The organism is Parafrankia sp. EUN1f, assembly GCF_000177675.1.
Taxonomy (GTDB): Bacteria; Actinomycetota; Actinomycetes; order Frankiales; family Frankiaceae; genus Parafrankia.
In genome coordinates, this window is record NZ_ADGX01000115.1 from 1 (window position 1) to 17,361 (window position 17,361).

Consider the following 17,361-nt stretch of genomic DNA (forward strand, 5'->3'; position numbering starts at 1 on the left):
CGGCGGCGACCAGCGCGGACACCCACGGACCACGGTCCGTCTCGATCCCGACCACGACCTGGCCAGGGTCAGCGTCCTCGGGAAGATACCGCCCGACCATGGCGTGCAGCCGGGCGATGCCCGCCGCACCCTCCGGCACCCTGGCCTTCGTCAGCCGCCGGCCGGTCTCGTCCTGCACCTCCACATCATGGTGATCTTCCGCCCAGTCGTCCCCGACGAACAGCACCCAGGCCTCCTTCGCACCGGCAGCAGTTCCGGCAGCCCACGGGAGATCCACCACGCCCTAATGGTCAAGTGGTCACGTCTTGCTCGACGGCCACGACATCCCATCAGCAGTCAGCTCTCCCGACCACCGGCAGGGGCACGGTCTGACCTTAGGACTCGACTTCGGTCCAGAGGCGCGGAGTGCTCACCTACCAGCGGCTACCGGCACCGAGCCTGCCCTACAGCGACCCGGTACGTCCCATTAGAGGCTTGGCCCTACCGGGCAGGCAGGTTTCAGGTAGATCGCAGCAAAGACCAGCCACAGTCCGCAACAGCATCAGCTTCGCCCCTTCCGCGCCACAGTCAGACACCACCGGGCTCCACCGGGCCCTACCGGGGCTGCGCACCACCGTGAACTTCCCGACGTCAATTACGGGACCAAAGACCCTGTTGGGCCTCGTCGAATTCGCCGGGCGATCCACCTCAGGCCCTCCTTATCGCGCCCCACCGCCCTCCGAACGCCGCTACCTGGGCGAAGACCACGGCGCGCGGGCGGATCGGGGCCTGCGCCGGCCTCTTCACAGGTATGGTCGCGTCGGCCAAAGTGGTCCGAATGTCCTACCCTGTCCGGTTGCCGCGACGGGGTGATGGGAAAGTGCTAGCAAGCAAACGCCACCGTCGAGGGCGGCTGATATCGGAGGTGGGGGTAGTCGTGACTGACCGCGACGATGCCGACAGGGGTGGTACCTCGCTGGCACCGGGGTGGACTCCGCCGAACGTCAATCTGAAGACCGACGTCCCCCACTCGGCGCGGGTCTACGACTACATCCTCGGCGGGAAGGACAACTTCCCGGCGGACCGGGCCGCAGCCGGAGATTTCACCCGGAGCATGCCTAACCTGCCGACATCCATGCGGGCGAACCGGAACTTCATGGCCCGGATGGCCCATGTCGTGGCCGCCGAGCACGGCATCCGGCAGTTCCTCGACATCGGCACCGGGCTGCCGACCGAGCCGAACCTGCACGAGGTCGTCCAGAACGTCGCCCCCGACGCGCGAATCGTCTACGTCGACAACGACCCGATCGTCCTGGTGCACGCACGGGCCCTGCTCACCAGCACCCCCGAGGGCCGCACCGCCTACCTCGACGCCGACTTCACCGATCCCCGGAGCATCCTGAAGTCGGAGCAGCTCGCTTCGACCTTCGACCTCGACCAGCCCGTCGCGGTCAGCCTGATCGCGATCCTGCAGTTCGTCCCCGACGACGCGATCGTGCAGGACGTCATCGACCAGTTGATGGCTCCCCTTCCGGCGGGCAGCCTCCTGGCGCTATCCACCGTCACGGCCGACTCCGCCCCCGAGGAGGTGACCGCCGGCGTCGCCGCATACAGCGCCAGCGGTATTCCGATGGTCGCGCGGGACAGGAGCACCGTCGAAGGCTTCTTCCGTGGGCTGGAAATCCTCGACCCGGGTGTCGTCCTCGTCCACCGCTGGCACCCCGACGAGGAGTCGGCCGCCCTCGCCGACACGCAGGTCTACATGTACGGCGCGATCGCCCGCAAGCCGTAGCCAACCCGCGACCGCCTCGCCGACCGGTTGAGTCGCCGACTCCAGTGCAGGTAAACAGTTGACTGGATCAGGCGCATAGCCGGACTGGATGGAGTGGGGCGCATGGGCGAAGTCGCGATCATCACGGGTGCCGCGGGCGGCATCGGAGAGGCCGTCGCCCGCCGGCTGGCCGCCTCGGGCGCGCGCTGTGTGCTCGTCGACCGCAACCCGGCGGTTTCCGACGTCGCCGCGTCCATCGGCGGCGAGGCGGTGGTGGGAGACCTGACCGACCCCGACCTGTCGCTGCGGATGGTCGCCGCCGCCGGTGACCGACTGGACCTGCTGGTGCTCAACGCCGGGCACAACTGTGTCGACAAGGACCCAGCCACCCTCGACCTGGACCGCTACCAGGCGGTGGTCGGCGTCAACCAGCATTCGGTGGTCTACGGGCTTCGCGGCGCGCTGCCGGCGATGCGCGCCCGCGGCGGCGGTTCGATCGTCGTGACCGCCTCCCACGCGGCGCTGCGGGGCGTCGAGCAGGACCCCATCTACACGATGACCAAGCACGCGGTGATCGGCCTGGTCCGGGCGCTGTCCGGGCCGTTGTCCCGGGAGAACATCCGGCTCGGCGCCGTCTGCCCCGGTCTTGTCGACACTCCGCTGACGGCCCCCGCGCGCGATCAGTTCCGCGCCGCGGGCGTCCCCATGCTCACCGCCGACGACGTGGCCGCCGCCGTCGTCGAGCTGCTGCGGACCGGTGAGCCGGGAACCGAGCTCGTCCTCACTCCCGGACGCCCGACGACCAGGTATGTGCCCACGCCGCTGGACCTGGGCTGAGCCGTTACCGGCGACTACGCACCCGAAGCGGTGGAGCGTGGGGTCGCCGCGTACCGTGGCAACGGCATCCCAATGACCGCGCGAGACAAGGCCACGGTCGAAGGCTTCTTCCGCAGGCTGGAGATCCGCGGTGACCGCGACGGCGGTGGCGACGGCGGTGGCGACGGCGAACCGGCGCCCTGACCGCCGGCAGGATTCGCTCAGCCGATCACCGCCGGGGCGAGCGCGGCGGTGGCCAGCCGGGTGGGGCTGCCGGTGCCGTCGACTGGGACGGTCCACAGGTCGGAGCCGTAGTCCCCGGCGAGGGCGTAGGCGACGGTGTGGTCGTCGAGCCATACGGCCTGGTCGTCGACGCTGCGCTGCTCGGCGAGCGGCGTCTCGCGCATGGTCCGCAGGTCGAGGACGTACTCGTGCCACGGCGCGTCGGTGGGTGCGTCCGGTATGCGCTTCTTGAAGGCGAGCCGGGTGCCGTCCGGGGAGAGTGACGGGCATTCGACGTTCTCCCGCAGCGTCGTCACCGTCTTCGCCTGGACGTCCCCCCGAACCAGGTAGGTCTTTCCGCCGGTGCCGAGGGTGGCGTAGAAATGGCCGTCGTCGGCGAACGTGACGCCCCAGAAGTTGATGTCGACATTGCGGTACGGAGCGCCATCCTTGATCACCTGGTATTCCTCCAGGGATCGGACCAGCGTCCAGGTGCGGGTGTCGAGGATCGAGGTGCGGGTGGAGAAGGTTCCGCCGGCGTACGAGTCGCCGCTGACGAAAACCGTCCAGGCCATCATGCGGCCACTGTCCGAGACCCGGGCTCGGGTCGGGATGCCGGTGAGCGCGAAGTGGCGCCGTTCGTGCAGGTTCGCGTCCAGGACCACGGCGCGGTAGGTGTCCTGCAGTACCCCGGACGCCTGCTGCAGGCAGATGCCGCCACCGCCGGCGGCGTAGAACCGCAGGCAGTGCACTCCGGACGCGGTCCGCGCGCCGGCGGGCTGCGCGGCCGGCACGGATACCAGCTCGTCGCGGTGCGGCCCCCACAGCATGTTCCGGAACACCAGGCGCTGTTGCCGGTCCTTCTGCCCCTGTTGCCGGTCCTTGTCCTGCTGCCGGCCCTGGCCCTGCTGCCGGTCCTTGTCCTGCTGGCCCTGCTGTTGCCGGTCCTGTTGCTGCTGCGTCGCGTCGTCCGCCCCGCTCAGTGTGACCTGCCCCGCGGTCACCGGCGGACCGCCGTCCTGCTGGTGGTCCCGCTGGTCAGCTCGGGCGGAGGCCCGTACCACCGAGCCCACGGCGACCCCGCCGAGCGCGAGGATCGCGACGAACAGCAGCGTCAGCCGGCCACGTGTGCTCATCTTGCCGGTAGTCCCTTCGTTGTCGCTTCGGGTCTCGTTGTCGCTTCTGGGCGCAGGAGGGCGCTCAGTGCGACGCAGCCCGTGAGGGCGATCGCGGCGGCGGCGAGCGCGGTTCGGTCGCCCCAGGCGGTCCACGCGGCGCCGAACAGCAGGGAGCAGGCGAAACGGGTCACGGCCTGCCCGGTCTGAACCAGCGCCAGGCCGCTGGAGCGCAGCGGTGCCGGAACCGAGACCGCCGCGGCGGCCATGAGCACCCCGTCGGTGGCCGCGTAGAAGGCACCGTGCAACAGGAGCACCACGATCGGCAGCCAGTCGCCGTGCACCGGGGACAGCAGCAGCCCGTAGGCCACCAGAAGGCCACCGTGGCCGGCGAGGAAGACCCGCCAGCTGGCGAAGCGGTCGGCTGCCTGCCCGATCGGAACCGCCAGCAGCAGGAAGGCCGTCGCCGTCCCGATCGGAAACAGGGGGAACCACTCGTCTGGGACGCCGAGGGCGTGCTGCAGCAGCAGATACAGAAAAGAATCGCTGACCGTCGCCAGGCCGAGCAGCGCGGCGCAGATCGTCAACCGGCGCAGCTCACGCACGCGCAGCAGCCCGAGCGCGGCGCGGGTGGAGACGTTCTCGGCTTCGGCGGCTTCGGCGGCTTCAGCGGCTTCGGGAACCTGCCCTGCGGGGGCCGGGCTGCGGTCACCGCTCGGCGCGAAAAGCAGCAGGATCACGACGCCGGTCGTGGCGACGCAGAAGCTCACCGTGAATACCGCGTCGAATCCGTCGACGGTCGTGCGCATGATGAAGAACGCGATGATCGGGCCGATCAGTGCGCCGGCCGTGTCCATCGCACGGTGCACGCCGAACGAACGGCCCTGGGTTCCGGCCGGCGAGGCAAGGGAGATCATCGCGTCGCGAGGCGCTGTCCGCAGCCCCTTGCCGGTCCGGTCCACCGCGAGCACCAGGCCGATGGACGTCATGCTGTGCACCGCGAGCAGTGCCGGCTTGCACAGCGCGGACAGGCCGTAGCCGACCGCCGCGGTCGCCTTGTACCGCCGGCCGCGGTCGGCGAGGTGGCCGCCGACCAGCCGGACCACGGCGCTGACCCCGTTGTAGAGGCCGTCGAGCAGGCCGAACCCGAGCGGCGAGAGGCCGAGCTCCGTCACCAGGTACAGCGGCAGGACGGCGGTGACCATCTCCGCCGAGATGTCGGTGACCAGGCTGACGGTGCCCAGGATGAGGACCGTGCCCGGCACGACCCGCGCAAGCGAGGCGCGGGCCAGGCGACGTCCACGGCGATGTTCACGGCCATGGTCACGGTGATGGTCATGGCTGGTGGAGGCCTGCCGGCCCGGGTCGGAACCCGGGCCGGCAGGTTTCGTGACGCTGCGCGCGTCCGCGAGATACACGGTCGCCTAGCTCCAGATGCCGGTGATGTCCGAGGCGCTCGCGGCACTGCCCGCGTGCGTCGTCAGACCGGCCAGGTCCTCCAGGGTGCGCAGCATGTTGTAGTGGTTGTAGGTGGTGGACGAGGAGCTGCCCGCGGTGACGTGCTGGCCGTAGATCACGGTCGGGATGCGGTTGCCGCTGAGCAGGTTGTCCTCGTCGAAGGTCACGATGAGCAGGCTGTTGTGGGTGCTGGCCCAGGTGGCGTAGGCGCCGAGGTTGTTCTGCACCCAGGTGTCACCGGTGGAGACCGAGCAGTCGTGCATGTCGTTGCAGAGGTTCGGCACGACGAACGAGACCTTCGGCAGGTTCGCGTAGCTCGTCGGGAACGAGGTGAAGGGGTAGGCGGTGCTCGTCGGGACGTTGCTGAACCCGAACCACGGGTTGTGCTTGCGGGCGTACTTCGTCGAGCTGTTCGTGCAGACCGTCGAACCGGTCGACGGCAGGCCCTCGTTGTAGCTGGCCCAGGTCTTGCCGGCGGCGATCAGCTCGGAACCGAGGTTCGCCGCGCTGCTGAACCCGGGGGTGTAGCAGCTGTCACCGGTGATGCCCTGCGTGCCACCGGAGAACAGGGCCATGTAGTTGGGCTGGCTGGGGTGGGTGATTCCGTAGGACGCGGTCAGGTTCGCGCCGCCGGTCTTCAGCGAGTTGATGTACGGGGCGCTGGAGCTGCCGATGACCTGGGAGTAGGCGTGGTTCTCCAGCACCACGACAACCACGTGATCGGGCGTGGGCAGCGACGCCGCGCGGGCGGGCGCGGCACGCCACACGCCGAACGACGCGGCCAGGGCCACGACGACGGCGAGCACACACCACACCAGGCGCGGGTGCCTGATTCCAGCAGGTACGGACACTGGCGGACCTCCGGGAGTAATCCGGGAGGAAGCAGCGATCTGCTTCCAAGGAGAGCCAGGTTAGGGAGATCGTCCGGTGCGGTCAGTAGGCAAATGGCGACGTGCCGGCAAATACATTCCGTCGATTTCACCCGCGGCCGGGGCAAGGTGACACGCGGGCGAATATCCGACGTCAGTTCCGCCATCTGCCGACGTCGATCAGAGGCCACTCTGTACCGTCGCGGGAATTCAGGAACTTCTACACCCGTGTGGAAGTTATTTTAGCACATGTTCCCGACCGGAGGCCTGCCTCAGGTCCGCGCCGGGGATTTCCGATGATCGCCGGACGTTCGGGCTGAAGTCGGCCCGAACAGAGACGCGGCGGACCCGGGCCACCTGCATGGGTTTGGCGGAACCGTGCTGATGGAATGCGAACCCCACCCGCACGGCCACCCATCGAGGATCCCGCGCCGTCGCACAGCATCAGCAATTCACCTCAAGAGCGGTAAAAGGGACGCAGATTCGTCTTGTAACCCGCAAGAAAGAAGGATTTTGGTCGTCGGAACGACCAAAATCGTTCACTCTTGCGACTCGCCAAACCGGGCTACCGGGCTACCGGGCACCCGGAGGTCCGAACGCTTTCGTGGGGTGCGAACCTCCCCGCTCACCGACCAGAAATCTTGATCGGCACCAATCTGCGACAGCGAGACGGGCCACTCGGCCACGCGCGGCGGATGGAAAAATCGTGGTTGGCCGGTCGGAGGAACGTCCGGGAACCCTGACGGGCGCCCTTCCGGCCCGCCAGATAAGTGACAGAGACGTCTGAAACCCGAATCGTTCTCATCTGTTGGATAAATGAAGGGCCTGCCGCGATCAGTCATCGCGCACCCACGGCGGCCGCGGGCGACCCGCGCCTGCGACATCGTTCGCCGGGCACGGTGCCAGACTGGCCGGCGAGACCCCGACGACCCCCTGGACCAGCGGCTCAAGGGCCCGCCAGCGGCGCCCTCGGCTCGCTGGGTGGGCGAAATTCCACCCCCGCGGGGCTCCGGCGAGGTTCGCGGAATCGGCGACTAAAGAGCTCTTCGTGGCTCTTCCGATAGCCACCCCTAGAAGGCTTGCAAAACCGGCGAAGGAGTGGATGTCAAGAGACCTGAAAGAGGAGAAACGCGAAGCCCTTTAGTTTCGCGAATGGAACAGTCACGCACGCGTCGAAAGCTGACCAGTGCTGTCAGAAACCCAACAAATCAATCAGGTGCACAGCCCGCCGTCCGCTGGAGCCCGCAGCCGGCGGCATGCGGCCCGCAGCGGCTCGCGGCTCCGAGCAACGGTCCCGGCTGTCGCGGGTGCTGCGCTTCCGGGCAAGCGCGATTTTCGACGGGCTCCCCCGCGGCTGGAATCCTCAACGACTGTCCGGCAGCAACCCCGGAACTGGTCCGGATCCGGGTCATATGTCGGCGTGGGTGACCGGCCGGTCGGTGTCCCGCGTTGCGCCATCCGACTGCCCGCCATCCGACTGCCCGCCATCCGACTGCCCGTCGGCAGACTGCCCGTCGGCAGAATGCCCGTCGGCAGAATGCCCGTCATCGGGACGACCGGCAGCAGAACGACCGGCAGCAGAACGACCATCAGCGGGATGACTGTCAGCGGACTGGGCGTTCTCGGTCAGGTGGGCGGCGGCCCGCGGCATGAGCACGAACACGGCGATACCGGCGGTGAAGGCCACGATCGCCGCGATCAGGTAGACATCGCCGAGCGAGGTCGGCACCGCGGCCCGGATGGCGGTGAGCGCGGCCGGGGGGACGTCCCGGGCGGCCTGCCCCTGGCCGATCGCGGCGGCCACCGTGTCCGGGTTGGGGACGTGCCCACTCAGCTGGTCGCGGATGCCGTTGTGGAACAGCAGCCCGAACACGGCGATACCGAGTGCGAATCCCAGCTGGCGAAAGGTGTTCAGCGCGCCCGCGGCCATCCCGCCGCGCTGCGGGGGCACCGCCGACATCGCCGCCGCGCTGAGCGCCGGAATGGCCAGGCCCACGCCGATACCGGTGACGAGCAGGCCCAGCTGGAGGCTGCCGCTGTCGGAACCGGCGTCCAGGCGGCTCAGCGCCACCGAACCGGCGCCGACCAGCAGCATGCCGACTCCGATGGTCAGGCGGGGCGACGCCGCGTGCAGGAAGCGACCGCCGAGTCCGGCGACGACGAACGCGGCCAGCGCCATCGGCAGCATCGCGAGGCCGGCCCGGACCGGCCCCTGGCCGAGCACCGCCTGCAGCCAGACGGAGGTGAAGGTCAGCACGGAGAACGCGGCGGCGGACAGGGTGAGGCCGGCGATGAGCGCGGCGACGAAGCCGCCGCGGCGGAACAGCCCAAGCTCCAGCAGCGGGTGCGGGATGCGGGACTCGACCACGAGGAAGAGCACGAGCGCGACGGCGCTCAGCGCGAACAGTCCCAGCGTGCCGGCGGAGCCCCAGCCGTGCTCACCGGCGCGGATCAGGCCGTACACGAGGGCCGCGGCGCTGACCGTGAACGTGACGGTTCCGGCCAGGTCGACCCGCGGGCCGTCCGGCCGGCGGAACTCGCCGACGACGGCCAGCGTGAGGGCCGCGGCGGCGACACTCACCGGCAGGTTGACCAGGAAGATCGCCCGCCAGCTCACGTGCTCGGTCAGCAGGCCGCCGAGCACCGGCCCGATGGCCGCGGCCGCCCCGTTCACCGCGCCCCAGATCCCGAACGCCACACCGAGGTCACGGCCGCGGTAGGTGCTGGCGATCAGCGCCATGGTCGTGGCGAACATCGCGGCGCCGCCGATCCCCTGCACACCGCGGGCGACGACGAGCGTCCCCGCTCCCGGTGCGAGCCCGCAGGCGAGCGACGCGACCGCGAACAGGATCAGACCACCGAGATAGACCCTGCGCTGGCCGCGCAGATCGGCGATCGCTCCGGCGCCGAGGAGCAGAGCGGCCAGGGCGAGGGCGTAGACGTCCATCACCCACTGCAGGTCGGAGAACGAGGCGTCGAGGCTGGTGGCGATGTCGGGCAGCGCCACCGTGACGATCGTGATGTCGACGAGCAGCATGAACGTGCCGAGGCAGATCGCCACCAGCGGCAGCCATTTACGCATGGCTCTCCTGTCATCGTTGCGACTCATCGTCGCGGCGCCGGGGATGACCGGCGGTCGGTCCACGATCCGGCAGGGGGCGCACCACTCGACCTGACGGTCTCTGAATTCGCTGGATCTCGACATGGTAGTAGCCTTCAGCGGTGGCATCCGCAATCTTCGACGAGCTCGATCGCCAGATCGTGCAGGCACTGCAGATCGACGGGCGGGCACCCTTCAGCCGGGTGGGCGCGGCGCTGGGCGTCGCCGACCAGACCGTCGCCCGGCGCTACCGGCGGATGGTCGCCGCGGGCGCGCTGCGGGTCTTCGGCGTCCCCAACACCCACCAGTTCGGGCACGGCCACTGGATGATCCGACTGCGCTGCGTCCCGGACGCGGCCCGGGCGGTCGCGGACGCGCTGGCCCGCAGATCCGACACGTCCTGGGTGCACCTGCTCTCCGCCGGCACCGAGATCTCCTGCAACATCCGGTCCTGGACGGCCGAGGAGCACAACGCGCTGCTGCTGCACAAGCTGCCGCGCACCGCGCAGGTTCAGTCGATCACCGCCCAGCAAGTGATCCACTACTTCGCGGGCGCGATGGCCGGCTATGCCGGCGGCCGCGAGTGGGTGCGCCTCGGGGTCCTGAGCGACGAGCAGGTCTCGCTGCTCGTCCCCGCGACGGGCGACCCCACCGGAGCCGGCGGCCCCACCGGAACGAGCGAGGCCACCGGAGCCGGCGGCTCCGCGCTCGAACCGGAGGACCGGGAGCTCATCACGGCCCTCGCCCTCGACGGTCGTCGTTCCCACGCGGAGCTCGCGACCACGCTGCGCCGCTCGGAGTCGTCGGTTCGGCGCCGTCTGGAGACGCTGCGCACGCTCGGCGCCCTGTACTTCGACGTGGACGTCTCCTTCGACATCATCGGGCCGCACGTGGCGGCCCGGATGTGGCTGTCCGTCGCACCCGCGGACCTGATCTCCGTCGGGACGGCGATGGCCCGCCATCCGGAGATCGTCTTCGCCGCCGCGACGACCGGGCCCACCAACCTCGTGGCGGTGGCCGTGTGCCAGGACGGCGCCGACCTGTTCCGCTACCTCACCCAGCGCATCGGCGCGCTGCCCACCGTTCGCGACGTGGAGACCGCTCCGGTCGTCCGCACCGTCAAACGCGAGGTGATGCTCGTCCCCGAGTAGAACGGCGGGTGCCTGTCAGCCTGCGGGGTGTCGGCAGTGCGTGGGTGTCGGCAGTGCGCGGATGTCAGCGGGCGGCGAGGGCGGACATGACGTCCGGAAGGTTCGGGCCGGTGTTCGTCAGCGCGAGGACGGGGGTGGTCACGCCGTGCTCGACGTAGCGCCGCAGGCGGGCCCGGCACTGCTCGACCGTCCCGTGCACGATCAGGTCGTCCACCACCTCGTCCGGGATCGCGGTCAGCGCGGCGCGGCGGTCACCGGCCTCCCACGCCTGCCACATGCCGGCGAGCGCCTGCTCGCGGCCCAGCCAGACGTGGAACTGCCGGTACACCGGCACCGTGAGATATGCGGCAACCAACGGCCGCAGCCGGGCACGGGCCTGCGCCGGGTCACCGTCATGCACGTGGACGAAGATCCGGGCGACCACCTCGGCGTCCGGTCGATGCTTGTGCACATGTGGCAGGACGGTGTCGCAGTCCTGCGGCGAGAGCCAGTTGAGGATGACCCCATCCGCCTCGCGGCCGGCGAGCTCCAGCATCCGCGGGCGCAGCGCCGCCACCATGATCTTCGGCGGTGCCGGCGGAGTGATCCCGAGCCGGAACCCGCGGATCGTGAACGACGGGAACTCCTCGTCGACCTTCTCGCCGGCGAAGGCGGCGCGCAGGAACCGGACGGTGTCCAGAACCCGCTGGTACGGCTTCGTGAAGGGGATGGAGTTCCAGTTCGACACGATCACGTTGGAGGAGGTGCCCAGGCCGAGCACGAACCGGCCGGGTGCGGCCGCGGCGAGCGTCGCGGCGGTCTGGGCCAGCAGCGCCGGGCCGCGGGTGTAGACCGGCAGGATCGCGCTGCCCAGGCGTAGGCGCGGTTCGGCGGCGGCCAGCGCCAGCGGGATGATGCCGTCCCCCGCCGTCGCCTCCGACGACCAGACATCGGTGTAGCCGGCGTCGGCGAGCCGGGTGCACAGCGCGGGCAGGTCCGGCAGCGGGCTGTCCGGCAGCGGGATCGTCATCCCCCATCGCTCGGTCACGACCGGAGCCGCTCCGCCGTCGGGAAGGTCACCTTCCTGCATGCTCCGCTCCCAGCCACGTCTCGCGTCCAAGGCGGGGCCCCCGATACCACCGGTGCCACCGCCGCGTCGGGACATACTCGCATCGCGCGGGCCCCCCGTCACGTGACCGGCCTACCCGCATCCTGATTTCCGGGTAACCGACAACCGCACTTCCGCCTGTACGCGGAAAACATCGCGGCCTAGCCTTCACCCGAGCCGGGACGGCTTACAGGGTTGACCGGCCGCAAAGGCCCCATGGCCGCCCGGCCACGGGGTGTTTCCAGTCGGCGCGGGCGCCCGCGGAATTACTCCCGGCGTCTCGCTCCGCACGCGAAAGGGGATTCACATGACGGCGGTGCACACATTCCTGCAGCGCTCCACCGGCCGCGCTGTCCTCATTGCCGCCCTCGCGGCCGGCATCGCCGGCGGCGCGCTGTCCGCGTCGCACCCGGGCTGGTTCGACGGTGCGACCTCCGACGCCGGAATCGCGCGGATCGGGATTGGCAACGGCGGCACGCTCAAGACCGGCCCGATCATCGTCCGGCCGGCCGGCTGACCCGAATTCCCGACGGCAGCAAATGCTTTTCGCGAGAGGAATTGAAATGGCCTCTGCCCACATGTTCCTGCAGCGTTCCGCCGGCCGCGCGATCCTGGTCGCGGCCCTGGCCGCCGGCCTGGTCGGCGGCGCGCTCTCCGCGTCCCACACCAGCTGGTTCAGCGGCGCGACCTCCGACGCCGGTGTGATTCCGATCGGCGGCGGCGTCGCTGGCCCGATCAAGGGCGGCCCGATCAAGGGCGGCCCGATCGTGATCGTCCTCAAGTAGGCGCCCCGCATCCCACGGTGACGGGCGGGCATGCCGAAGAACCGCCAGTTCTACTTTCCGTTCCTTGCGCACGCGAACACCCGGATCACGCTTCGGCCACTCAGCGCCGTGTTCGTGACCCCCGCCTTCCACCACTGGCATCACGCCGACGAGCCCGCGGCCGTGAATCGCAACTACGGCGCGGTGCTGTCCATCTGGGACTGGCTGTTCCGCACCGCCCATCTCCCGCGCACGATGCCCACCCGCTACGGCATCGGCCGGGAGCTCCCCGCCGACTGGATCGGCCAGCTCACCGCTCCTTTCCGGGGGCGTTGACAACGGCCGGCGCGAGCGCGGGAAACGCGAGAGCGGGAAACGCTCCGGACGCCCCATGCACGGGTGGCCCGTCCGTCATCGTCGACGGACGGGCCACCCGTGCCGGGTCGGTGGGCTCGCGGCAGGTCAGTGCCGGATCAGGTCGGTGTCGGCCCAGGTCGGTGTCGGCCGGGTCAGTGCCGGCCGGAGTGCCCGGCACGCGGGACCGAGCGGCGCAGGACGACCCGGTCGAACTCCTTGCTGTACTCGTCGATGCCGCGCACGGTCAGCGTCGAGGTGCCGCCCGGCCGGCCCGGGTCCGACTCGATGGCCACGAAGGCGTAGTTGTCGAACCTGGTCCGCGACCAGCTGATGGACTCGGTCAGCTTCGTGCCGTCGGACTGCCAGGCGTAGCTGTTCGGGACGACGTTCGAGCCCGCGACGATGTGCCCGCGGTAGGACTCGGGCTCACCGGCCTGGAACGCGTAGCGGGGGCGCCCGGCGCTGCCGGCGGTGATGTAGGTGGTGCCGTCCTTGGCCGGCTCGATGGCGGAGCCGTCGGGGGCCTCCCGGGTCGGCGCGGCGGCGCGGATCGGGTCGGTGCGCTCGTACAGGTGGTTGTGCCCCTGCATCACAAGGTCGACGGAGTACTTGTCGAACAGCGGGGACCACGCCGCGCGGACGCCGCCGTCGCTGGCGTGCTGAAGCGTCGTCGAATAGGCGCAGTGGTGGAAGAAGCAGACGATGAAGTCGATGTCCGGGTCGTTGCGGTAGGCCTTCAGCGTCCGCTCGACCCAGGACGTCTGAGCGCCGCCCGAGTAGCCGGTGTTCGTCCTGATCTCATGGCTGACGTCGTTCGCGTCGAGGGAGAGCACCGCGACGTTGCCGTAGACGAACGAGTACACGCTCGGGCAGCCCTTGGGGCCGCTGTTCGGCAGATCGAGCCGGGCGAGGTGGCCGCCGTAGCCGTGCGACGAGTAGAGCGCCTCCATGTCGTGGTTGCCGGTGGCGAACATCCACGGGGTGCGGGCGCTGCTCACCTCGATGCCGGCCAGGTAGACGTCCCAGACGGTCGGGTCGAAGTTGTCGTAGCCCGCCGGTACGGTGCCCGCGACGGTGGTGTGCACCGGCGGCCGGCCCGCGCCGGACGGGTCGGCGTATGTCACCGGCGAGCAGGTGGAACACCGGGTCCTGGCGCGCGATGGCGGTGGTGATGTTCGTGGCGTGCGGGGTGGTCGGGTCGTTGGCCGCCGCATAGTAGTTGTCGGTGAACAGTCCGGCCGGGTCGCCGGCGGGCGCGGTGTTCGAGCCGTGGTCACCCATCATGGTGAAGCGGAACGAGCCGCCGTCACGGCCCTTGCGGTGGCCGGTGCGGACGGACTGCACCGCCGTCGCCGCCCCGCCCGGAACCCGGAAGCGGTAGTAGTACTCGCGGCCCGGGCTCAGCCGGTCGAACGCGGCGTGGACGTAGTACTGCTCGACGGAGAAGATCGAGCCGTCCAGTTGCGGCACCTGGGAGAGCAGCGGGCGGATCTCGGCCTCGGTGGTGTGCCCGAGGCGGCGGTCGGTGCCGAAGTCGACGAGGATGCGGCCGCGGCCCGGGTTGCGGGAGAGCTGCGCCGCGAGGCGTAGCTGCGCGGACGGGTCCGCCCCGAAGGCGGTGTGCCGGCCACCGATGACCAGGGGGCTGTCGGTGTTCGTCGCCGCGTAGGCGGCCCGTCCGAACGGGGTGCCGAGCAGGCTGGCCGCCCCGGCGCCCGCCAGGCCGCCGAGCAGCAGGCCGCGCCGGCTGACCGGGCGGCGACGGAGATAGGTCTGCAGCCACTCATGCTGCTCGGCAATGGTCATATCCTCGGCGAGATTCGCCGGGACACCCGATGCAACCACTTCACCAGAAGGACTCACAGGCATGGTTCAGAACGTAGGACGCCATTCCCGCGAATAACCGGACGACGGGATTACCGAAGGTCAAAAATCCGGTAAACAGCAGCAGTCGAAGCTGTGAGACTCCTGTCCTAGACCCGCTCCGCCGATAAATCTACAACCGTGTGGAAGTACGGCCGCTCCGCGGGCCCGCCAGCTGCCCGAACGGTTGATCTGAAGCAGCACCGGCGAACATCCTGAATCACCTCCACAAAACTCCGCAAGTCCGACGACAAACCTCTTCGTCAACCGACCTGAATCCACTGTTCACCGACATGGCCTCACACCCCGAATGAAAATGAAGCCTAGAACTCTCCGCCCTCGAAGGATTTACAGAGCTTCACGGCACCCTCGACGGGGCGAACCCGGAATGGCTCGCCACCGAGGAGAAGTCACACTGCTTCGCCGCGATCAAGGACGACCGGCCAGCTGTCCACACCCCACGCCCACCGGCCCGTCTGCGGGACCGCGCTGCGCATCACAACCACGCCGGAGCGAGCCCGGGGCGGGTGGTAACCGCTACCGTACGAGTCGGGTTACCTGCCTCGGGAAGCCGGGCCGGCCGAAGGAGGTGCGTGGGTTTGGTCGCGCAGGAGCGCGTCGATGCCGCGCGAAACCGCGCCGCGATCCTGGCCGCGGCAGCGGACCTGTTCGATCGCGAGGGCACCGAGACAGTGTCCATGAGCGACATCGCCGAGGCGGCCGGTGTCGGCAAGGGCACCGTCTTCCGGCGCTTCGGCGACCGTACGGCGTTGATCGAAGCAGTTCTGCAGCCGCGCGTCAACGCCCTGAGCCAATGCGTCGAGCACGGCCCGCCCCCGCTCGGGCCTGGTGCGTCACCCGCCGACGCGATGCGCTCCTACCTCGACGCGCTGCTGGATTTCGTGGTGGCCAATCGTGCCCTCATCCGGGCTCTCGAGCACCGTGGCCCGAACGCCTACTACGCCAACGCGTCCAGCCGGTACTGGATCGCCGAGCTGAGCAGGCGGATCGCCGCCGCCCGCCCCGCGGAGGACGCGGACTACCTGGCCCATGTCCTGTTCACCGCGCTGCGCGCCGACGTCGTCGACTATCTGATGACGGCCCGCGAGATGTCGCTGCAGCGCGTCCGGGCCGGCCTGCACCAGATCGCCGGAGTCTGAGCCACCGCCGCCCGGGTGCTCAGGTGCCCGGCCGCCCGGGTACCAAGCCGCCCAGGTAGTCAGGCGGCGGGGCGACCCATGGTGGCGACGGCGTCGGCGTCGCGGACGCGGGCGGCGACCACGATCCCGAGCGCGGCGACCACCGCGGCGACGTAGAACCCCCACTGGAAGGTGCCGCCGAGGCCAGCCGCGGCCGAGCCGCCCGTCTCACCGGGCCTGGCGAGGCTGAGCGCGGTCGTGACCAACGCGACGCCCACCGCGGCGGCCAGCTGGCGCAGTGCGTTGAACAGTGCCGAGGCCTGCGCGTTGTCCGCGCGGGAGATCGTGGCGAAGGCAGCGGCCTGCGCCGGCGTCATCACGAGGCCGGCCCCGAAACCGAACACGAACAGGACCGCGCGGAACACCCAGAGCGAGGCGTCGACGTCCAGCAGCCCGAGGCCCAGGGTCGACAGGGCGATGACGGCCAGGCCACCCATCATCAGCCGGCGCGGGCCCACCGTCGGATAGAGACGCCCGGAGATCTGGCTCGCGACCAGCACGCCGATGGCCTCGGGGAAGATGACGAGCCCGGACGTCGTCGCGCTGGCCCCCCGCACCGTCTGCATGAGCAGCGGGATCAGGAACAGCACGGCCATGAACGCCATGAACATCGCGCCCAGGGTGAGGCTGACGTTGCGGAACAGCGCGTTCCCGAACAGCCGGAGCACCAGCAGCGGATGGGCGCGTCTGCGCTCCCACCACACGGTGGCCGCGGTCGCGACGATCCCGATGCCGGCGGTGGTGAGGATCAGCGGCGAGGTCCAGCCCTTGGTGGGCCCGACCGACAGCGCGTAGAGGATCAGCGCGAACCCGCCGGCGGAGAGCACGAAGCCGACCACGTCAAAGCCACCGGTGGCCGGCCGCCGATGATCGGCGAGGAAGAGGGCGCCGAAGACGAACGCGACGATCCCGATCGGAATGTTGACCAGGAACACCCAGTGCCAGGAGGCCTGGTCGGTCAGCACCCCGCCCAGGATCGGCCCGACCGCGGGCGCGATGACCGTGGGCACGACGAGAATGCGCGCGGCACGCGCCCGCTCCGCCGGCGGGAACACCCCGAAGAGCATGGCCATGCCGACCGGGGTGAGCAGCCCGCCGCCGACTCCCTGCAGGATGCGGAACCCGACCAGCTCGGGGACACTTTCCGCCAGGCCGCACAGCGCGGAGGCCGTGGTGAAGATCGCGAGCGCGGCGAGGAACACCGGCCGCGTGCCGAATCTGTCCGCCAGCCAGCCCGAGGCGGGGATCACCACCGCCAGGCTGACCAGATAGCTGACCACGATCTCGTCGATCGAGTCGGGCGCGACACCGAGATCACGCGCGATGGACGGAAGCGCCACGTTCACGATCGTGGTGTCCATGATCGTGATGAACATCGTTGCGACGAAGAGTGCGGCGACGACCACCCGTTGGTCGGGTCCACGGCGGCGCGTATCGCCCATACGGGCTCCTTCCGGCTGGCCACCACGGCAGGGCTTGGGCGGCAGCGTCGATGACTGGGCCCAGCGTTGACCGGGCCCATATAGTGAGGACTCCTCACTATGTGGGCACCCGCCGAGTTCCGTCAACCGTGGACGCAGCCGGACCCCGCCCTGGGACCCAGGAGTCAG

14 protein-coding genes and 1 pseudogene are annotated in these 17,361 nt (G+C 69.9%); 7 read left to right on the forward strand and 8 right to left on the reverse strand.

Features of this window, described 5'->3' with window-relative positions; genetic code table 11:
* A partial coding sequence (locus FREUN1FDRAFT_RS27295) for a transposase (RefSeq protein ID WP_006543510.1) occupies positions 1–226 on the reverse strand: 226 nt, incomplete at its 3' end.
* A 690-nt stretch (positions 227–916) separates the two neighbouring features.
* Here FREUN1FDRAFT_RS27295 and FREUN1FDRAFT_RS27300 point away from each other — a divergent pair.
* Both FREUN1FDRAFT_RS27300 and FREUN1FDRAFT_RS27305 read left to right on the forward strand, forming a co-directional pair.
* Positions 917–1,771 (forward strand): SAM-dependent methyltransferase, encoded by an 855-nt coding sequence (locus FREUN1FDRAFT_RS27300; RefSeq protein WP_006543511.1) that lies wholly within the window; start codon positions 917–919, stop codon positions 1,769–1,771.
* A 102-nt stretch (positions 1,772–1,873) separates the two neighbouring features.
* Entirely contained in the window at positions 1,874–2,587 is a 714-nt protein-coding gene (locus FREUN1FDRAFT_RS27305; protein ID WP_006543512.1) for an SDR family oxidoreductase, read from the forward strand.
* Between the two features lie 200 nt (positions 2,588–2,787).
* On the opposite strand, the gene FREUN1FDRAFT_RS27310 is transcribed toward FREUN1FDRAFT_RS27305, so the two are convergent.
* From FREUN1FDRAFT_RS27310 to FREUN1FDRAFT_RS27325, 4 genes are all read right to left on the reverse strand, one after another.
* Positions 2,788–3,924, reverse strand: coding sequence for a PD40 domain-containing protein (locus FREUN1FDRAFT_RS27310; protein ID WP_006543513.1), 1,137 nt, complete (start codon positions 3,922–3,924; stop codon positions 2,788–2,790).
* A complete protein-coding gene (locus FREUN1FDRAFT_RS27315; protein WP_006543514.1) occupies positions 3,921–5,321 on the reverse strand; it encodes an MFS transporter in 1,401 nt (466 codons plus the stop codon). Before FREUN1FDRAFT_RS27315 ends, FREUN1FDRAFT_RS27310 begins: the two co-directional genes overlap by 4 nt.
* A gap of 6 nt (positions 5,322–5,327) precedes the next feature.
* Positions 5,328–6,212: an alkaline phosphatase family protein gene (locus FREUN1FDRAFT_RS27320; protein ID WP_006543515.1), complete on the reverse strand. Its 885-nt coding sequence runs from the start codon at positions 6,210–6,212 to the stop codon at positions 5,328–5,330.
* Between the two features lie 1,426 nt (positions 6,213–7,638).
* Positions 7,639–9,312: an MFS transporter gene (locus tag FREUN1FDRAFT_RS27325; RefSeq protein ID WP_006543516.1), complete on the reverse strand. Its 1,674-nt coding sequence runs from the start codon at positions 9,310–9,312 to the stop codon at positions 7,639–7,641.
* A 140-nt stretch (positions 9,313–9,452) separates the two neighbouring features.
* Between FREUN1FDRAFT_RS27325 and FREUN1FDRAFT_RS27330 the strand changes: the two genes are divergently transcribed.
* Positions 9,453–10,481, forward strand: coding sequence for an Lrp/AsnC family transcriptional regulator (locus tag FREUN1FDRAFT_RS27330; RefSeq protein WP_006543517.1), 1,029 nt, complete (start codon positions 9,453–9,455; stop codon positions 10,479–10,481).
* 64 nt (positions 10,482–10,545) lie between these two features.
* Here FREUN1FDRAFT_RS27330 and FREUN1FDRAFT_RS27335 read toward each other — a convergent pair whose 3' ends face one another.
* Positions 10,546–11,550 (reverse strand): LLM class F420-dependent oxidoreductase, encoded by a 1,005-nt coding sequence (locus FREUN1FDRAFT_RS27335; RefSeq protein ID WP_006543518.1) that lies wholly within the window; start codon positions 11,548–11,550, stop codon positions 10,546–10,548.
* 325 nt (positions 11,551–11,875) lie between these two features.
* Between FREUN1FDRAFT_RS27335 and FREUN1FDRAFT_RS27340 the strand changes: the two genes are divergently transcribed.
* From FREUN1FDRAFT_RS27340 to FREUN1FDRAFT_RS27350, 3 genes are read left to right on the forward strand one after another with little or no spacing between them, the layout of a single operon-like run.
* A complete protein-coding gene (locus FREUN1FDRAFT_RS27340) occupies positions 11,876–12,085 on the forward strand; it encodes a hypothetical protein (RefSeq protein ID WP_006543519.1) in 210 nt (69 codons plus the stop codon).
* 46 nt (positions 12,086–12,131) lie between these two features.
* Positions 12,132–12,353, forward strand: coding sequence for a hypothetical protein (locus FREUN1FDRAFT_RS27345; RefSeq protein WP_006543520.1), 222 nt, complete (start codon positions 12,132–12,134; stop codon positions 12,351–12,353).
* Positions 12,354–12,383: 30 nt separating this feature from the next.
* Complete coding sequence (locus FREUN1FDRAFT_RS27350; protein ID WP_006543521.1) at positions 12,384–12,668, forward strand: sterol desaturase family protein; 285 nt, start codon at positions 12,384–12,386, stop codon at positions 12,666–12,668.
* A 173-nt stretch (positions 12,669–12,841) separates the two neighbouring features.
* Here the strand turns inward: FREUN1FDRAFT_RS27350 and FREUN1FDRAFT_RS48240 are convergent.
* A pseudogene (locus FREUN1FDRAFT_RS48240) lies at positions 12,842–14,558 on the reverse strand (metallophosphoesterase).
* 587 nt (positions 14,559–15,145) lie between these two features.
* Here FREUN1FDRAFT_RS48240 and FREUN1FDRAFT_RS27360 point away from each other — a divergent pair.
* Entirely contained in the window at positions 15,146–15,712 is a 567-nt protein-coding gene (locus FREUN1FDRAFT_RS27360) for a TetR/AcrR family transcriptional regulator (RefSeq protein ID WP_006543523.1), read from the forward strand.
* Positions 15,713–15,771: 59 nt separating this feature from the next.
* Here FREUN1FDRAFT_RS27360 and FREUN1FDRAFT_RS27365 read toward each other — a convergent pair whose 3' ends face one another.
* Positions 15,772–17,193, reverse strand: a complete 1,422-nt coding sequence (locus FREUN1FDRAFT_RS27365; protein ID WP_006543524.1) for an MDR family MFS transporter — start codon at positions 17,191–17,193, stop codon at positions 15,772–15,774.
* Positions 17,194–17,361 lie beyond the last annotated feature (168 nt).

Excerpts from the sequence above, each read along its gene's own strand:
- FREUN1FDRAFT_RS27340 (WP_006543519.1), top strand. The coding sequence starts at position 11,876 with ATGACGGCGGTGCACACATTCCTGCAGCGCTCCACCGGCCGCGCTGTC.
- FREUN1FDRAFT_RS27365 (WP_006543524.1), bottom strand. The coding sequence starts at position 17,193 with ATGGGCGATACGCGCCGCCGTGGACCCGACCAACGGGTGGTCGTCGCC.
- FREUN1FDRAFT_RS27350 (WP_006543521.1), top strand. The coding sequence starts at position 12,384 with ATGCCGAAGAACCGCCAGTTCTACTTTCCGTTCCTTGCGCACGCGAAC.
- FREUN1FDRAFT_RS27305 (WP_006543512.1), top strand. The coding sequence starts at position 1,874 with ATGGGCGAAGTCGCGATCATCACGGGTGCCGCGGGCGGCATCGGAGAG.
- FREUN1FDRAFT_RS27335 (WP_006543518.1), bottom strand. The coding sequence starts at position 11,550 with ATGCAGGAAGGTGACCTTCCCGACGGCGGAGCGGCTCCGGTCGTGACC.
- FREUN1FDRAFT_RS27310 (WP_006543513.1), bottom strand. The coding sequence starts at position 3,924 with ATGAGCACACGTGGCCGGCTGACGCTGCTGTTCGTCGCGATCCTCGCG.
- FREUN1FDRAFT_RS27325 (WP_006543516.1), bottom strand. The coding sequence starts at position 9,312 with ATGCGTAAATGGCTGCCGCTGGTGGCGATCTGCCTCGGCACGTTCATG.
- FREUN1FDRAFT_RS27345 (WP_006543520.1), top strand. The coding sequence starts at position 12,132 with ATGGCCTCTGCCCACATGTTCCTGCAGCGTTCCGCCGGCCGCGCGATC.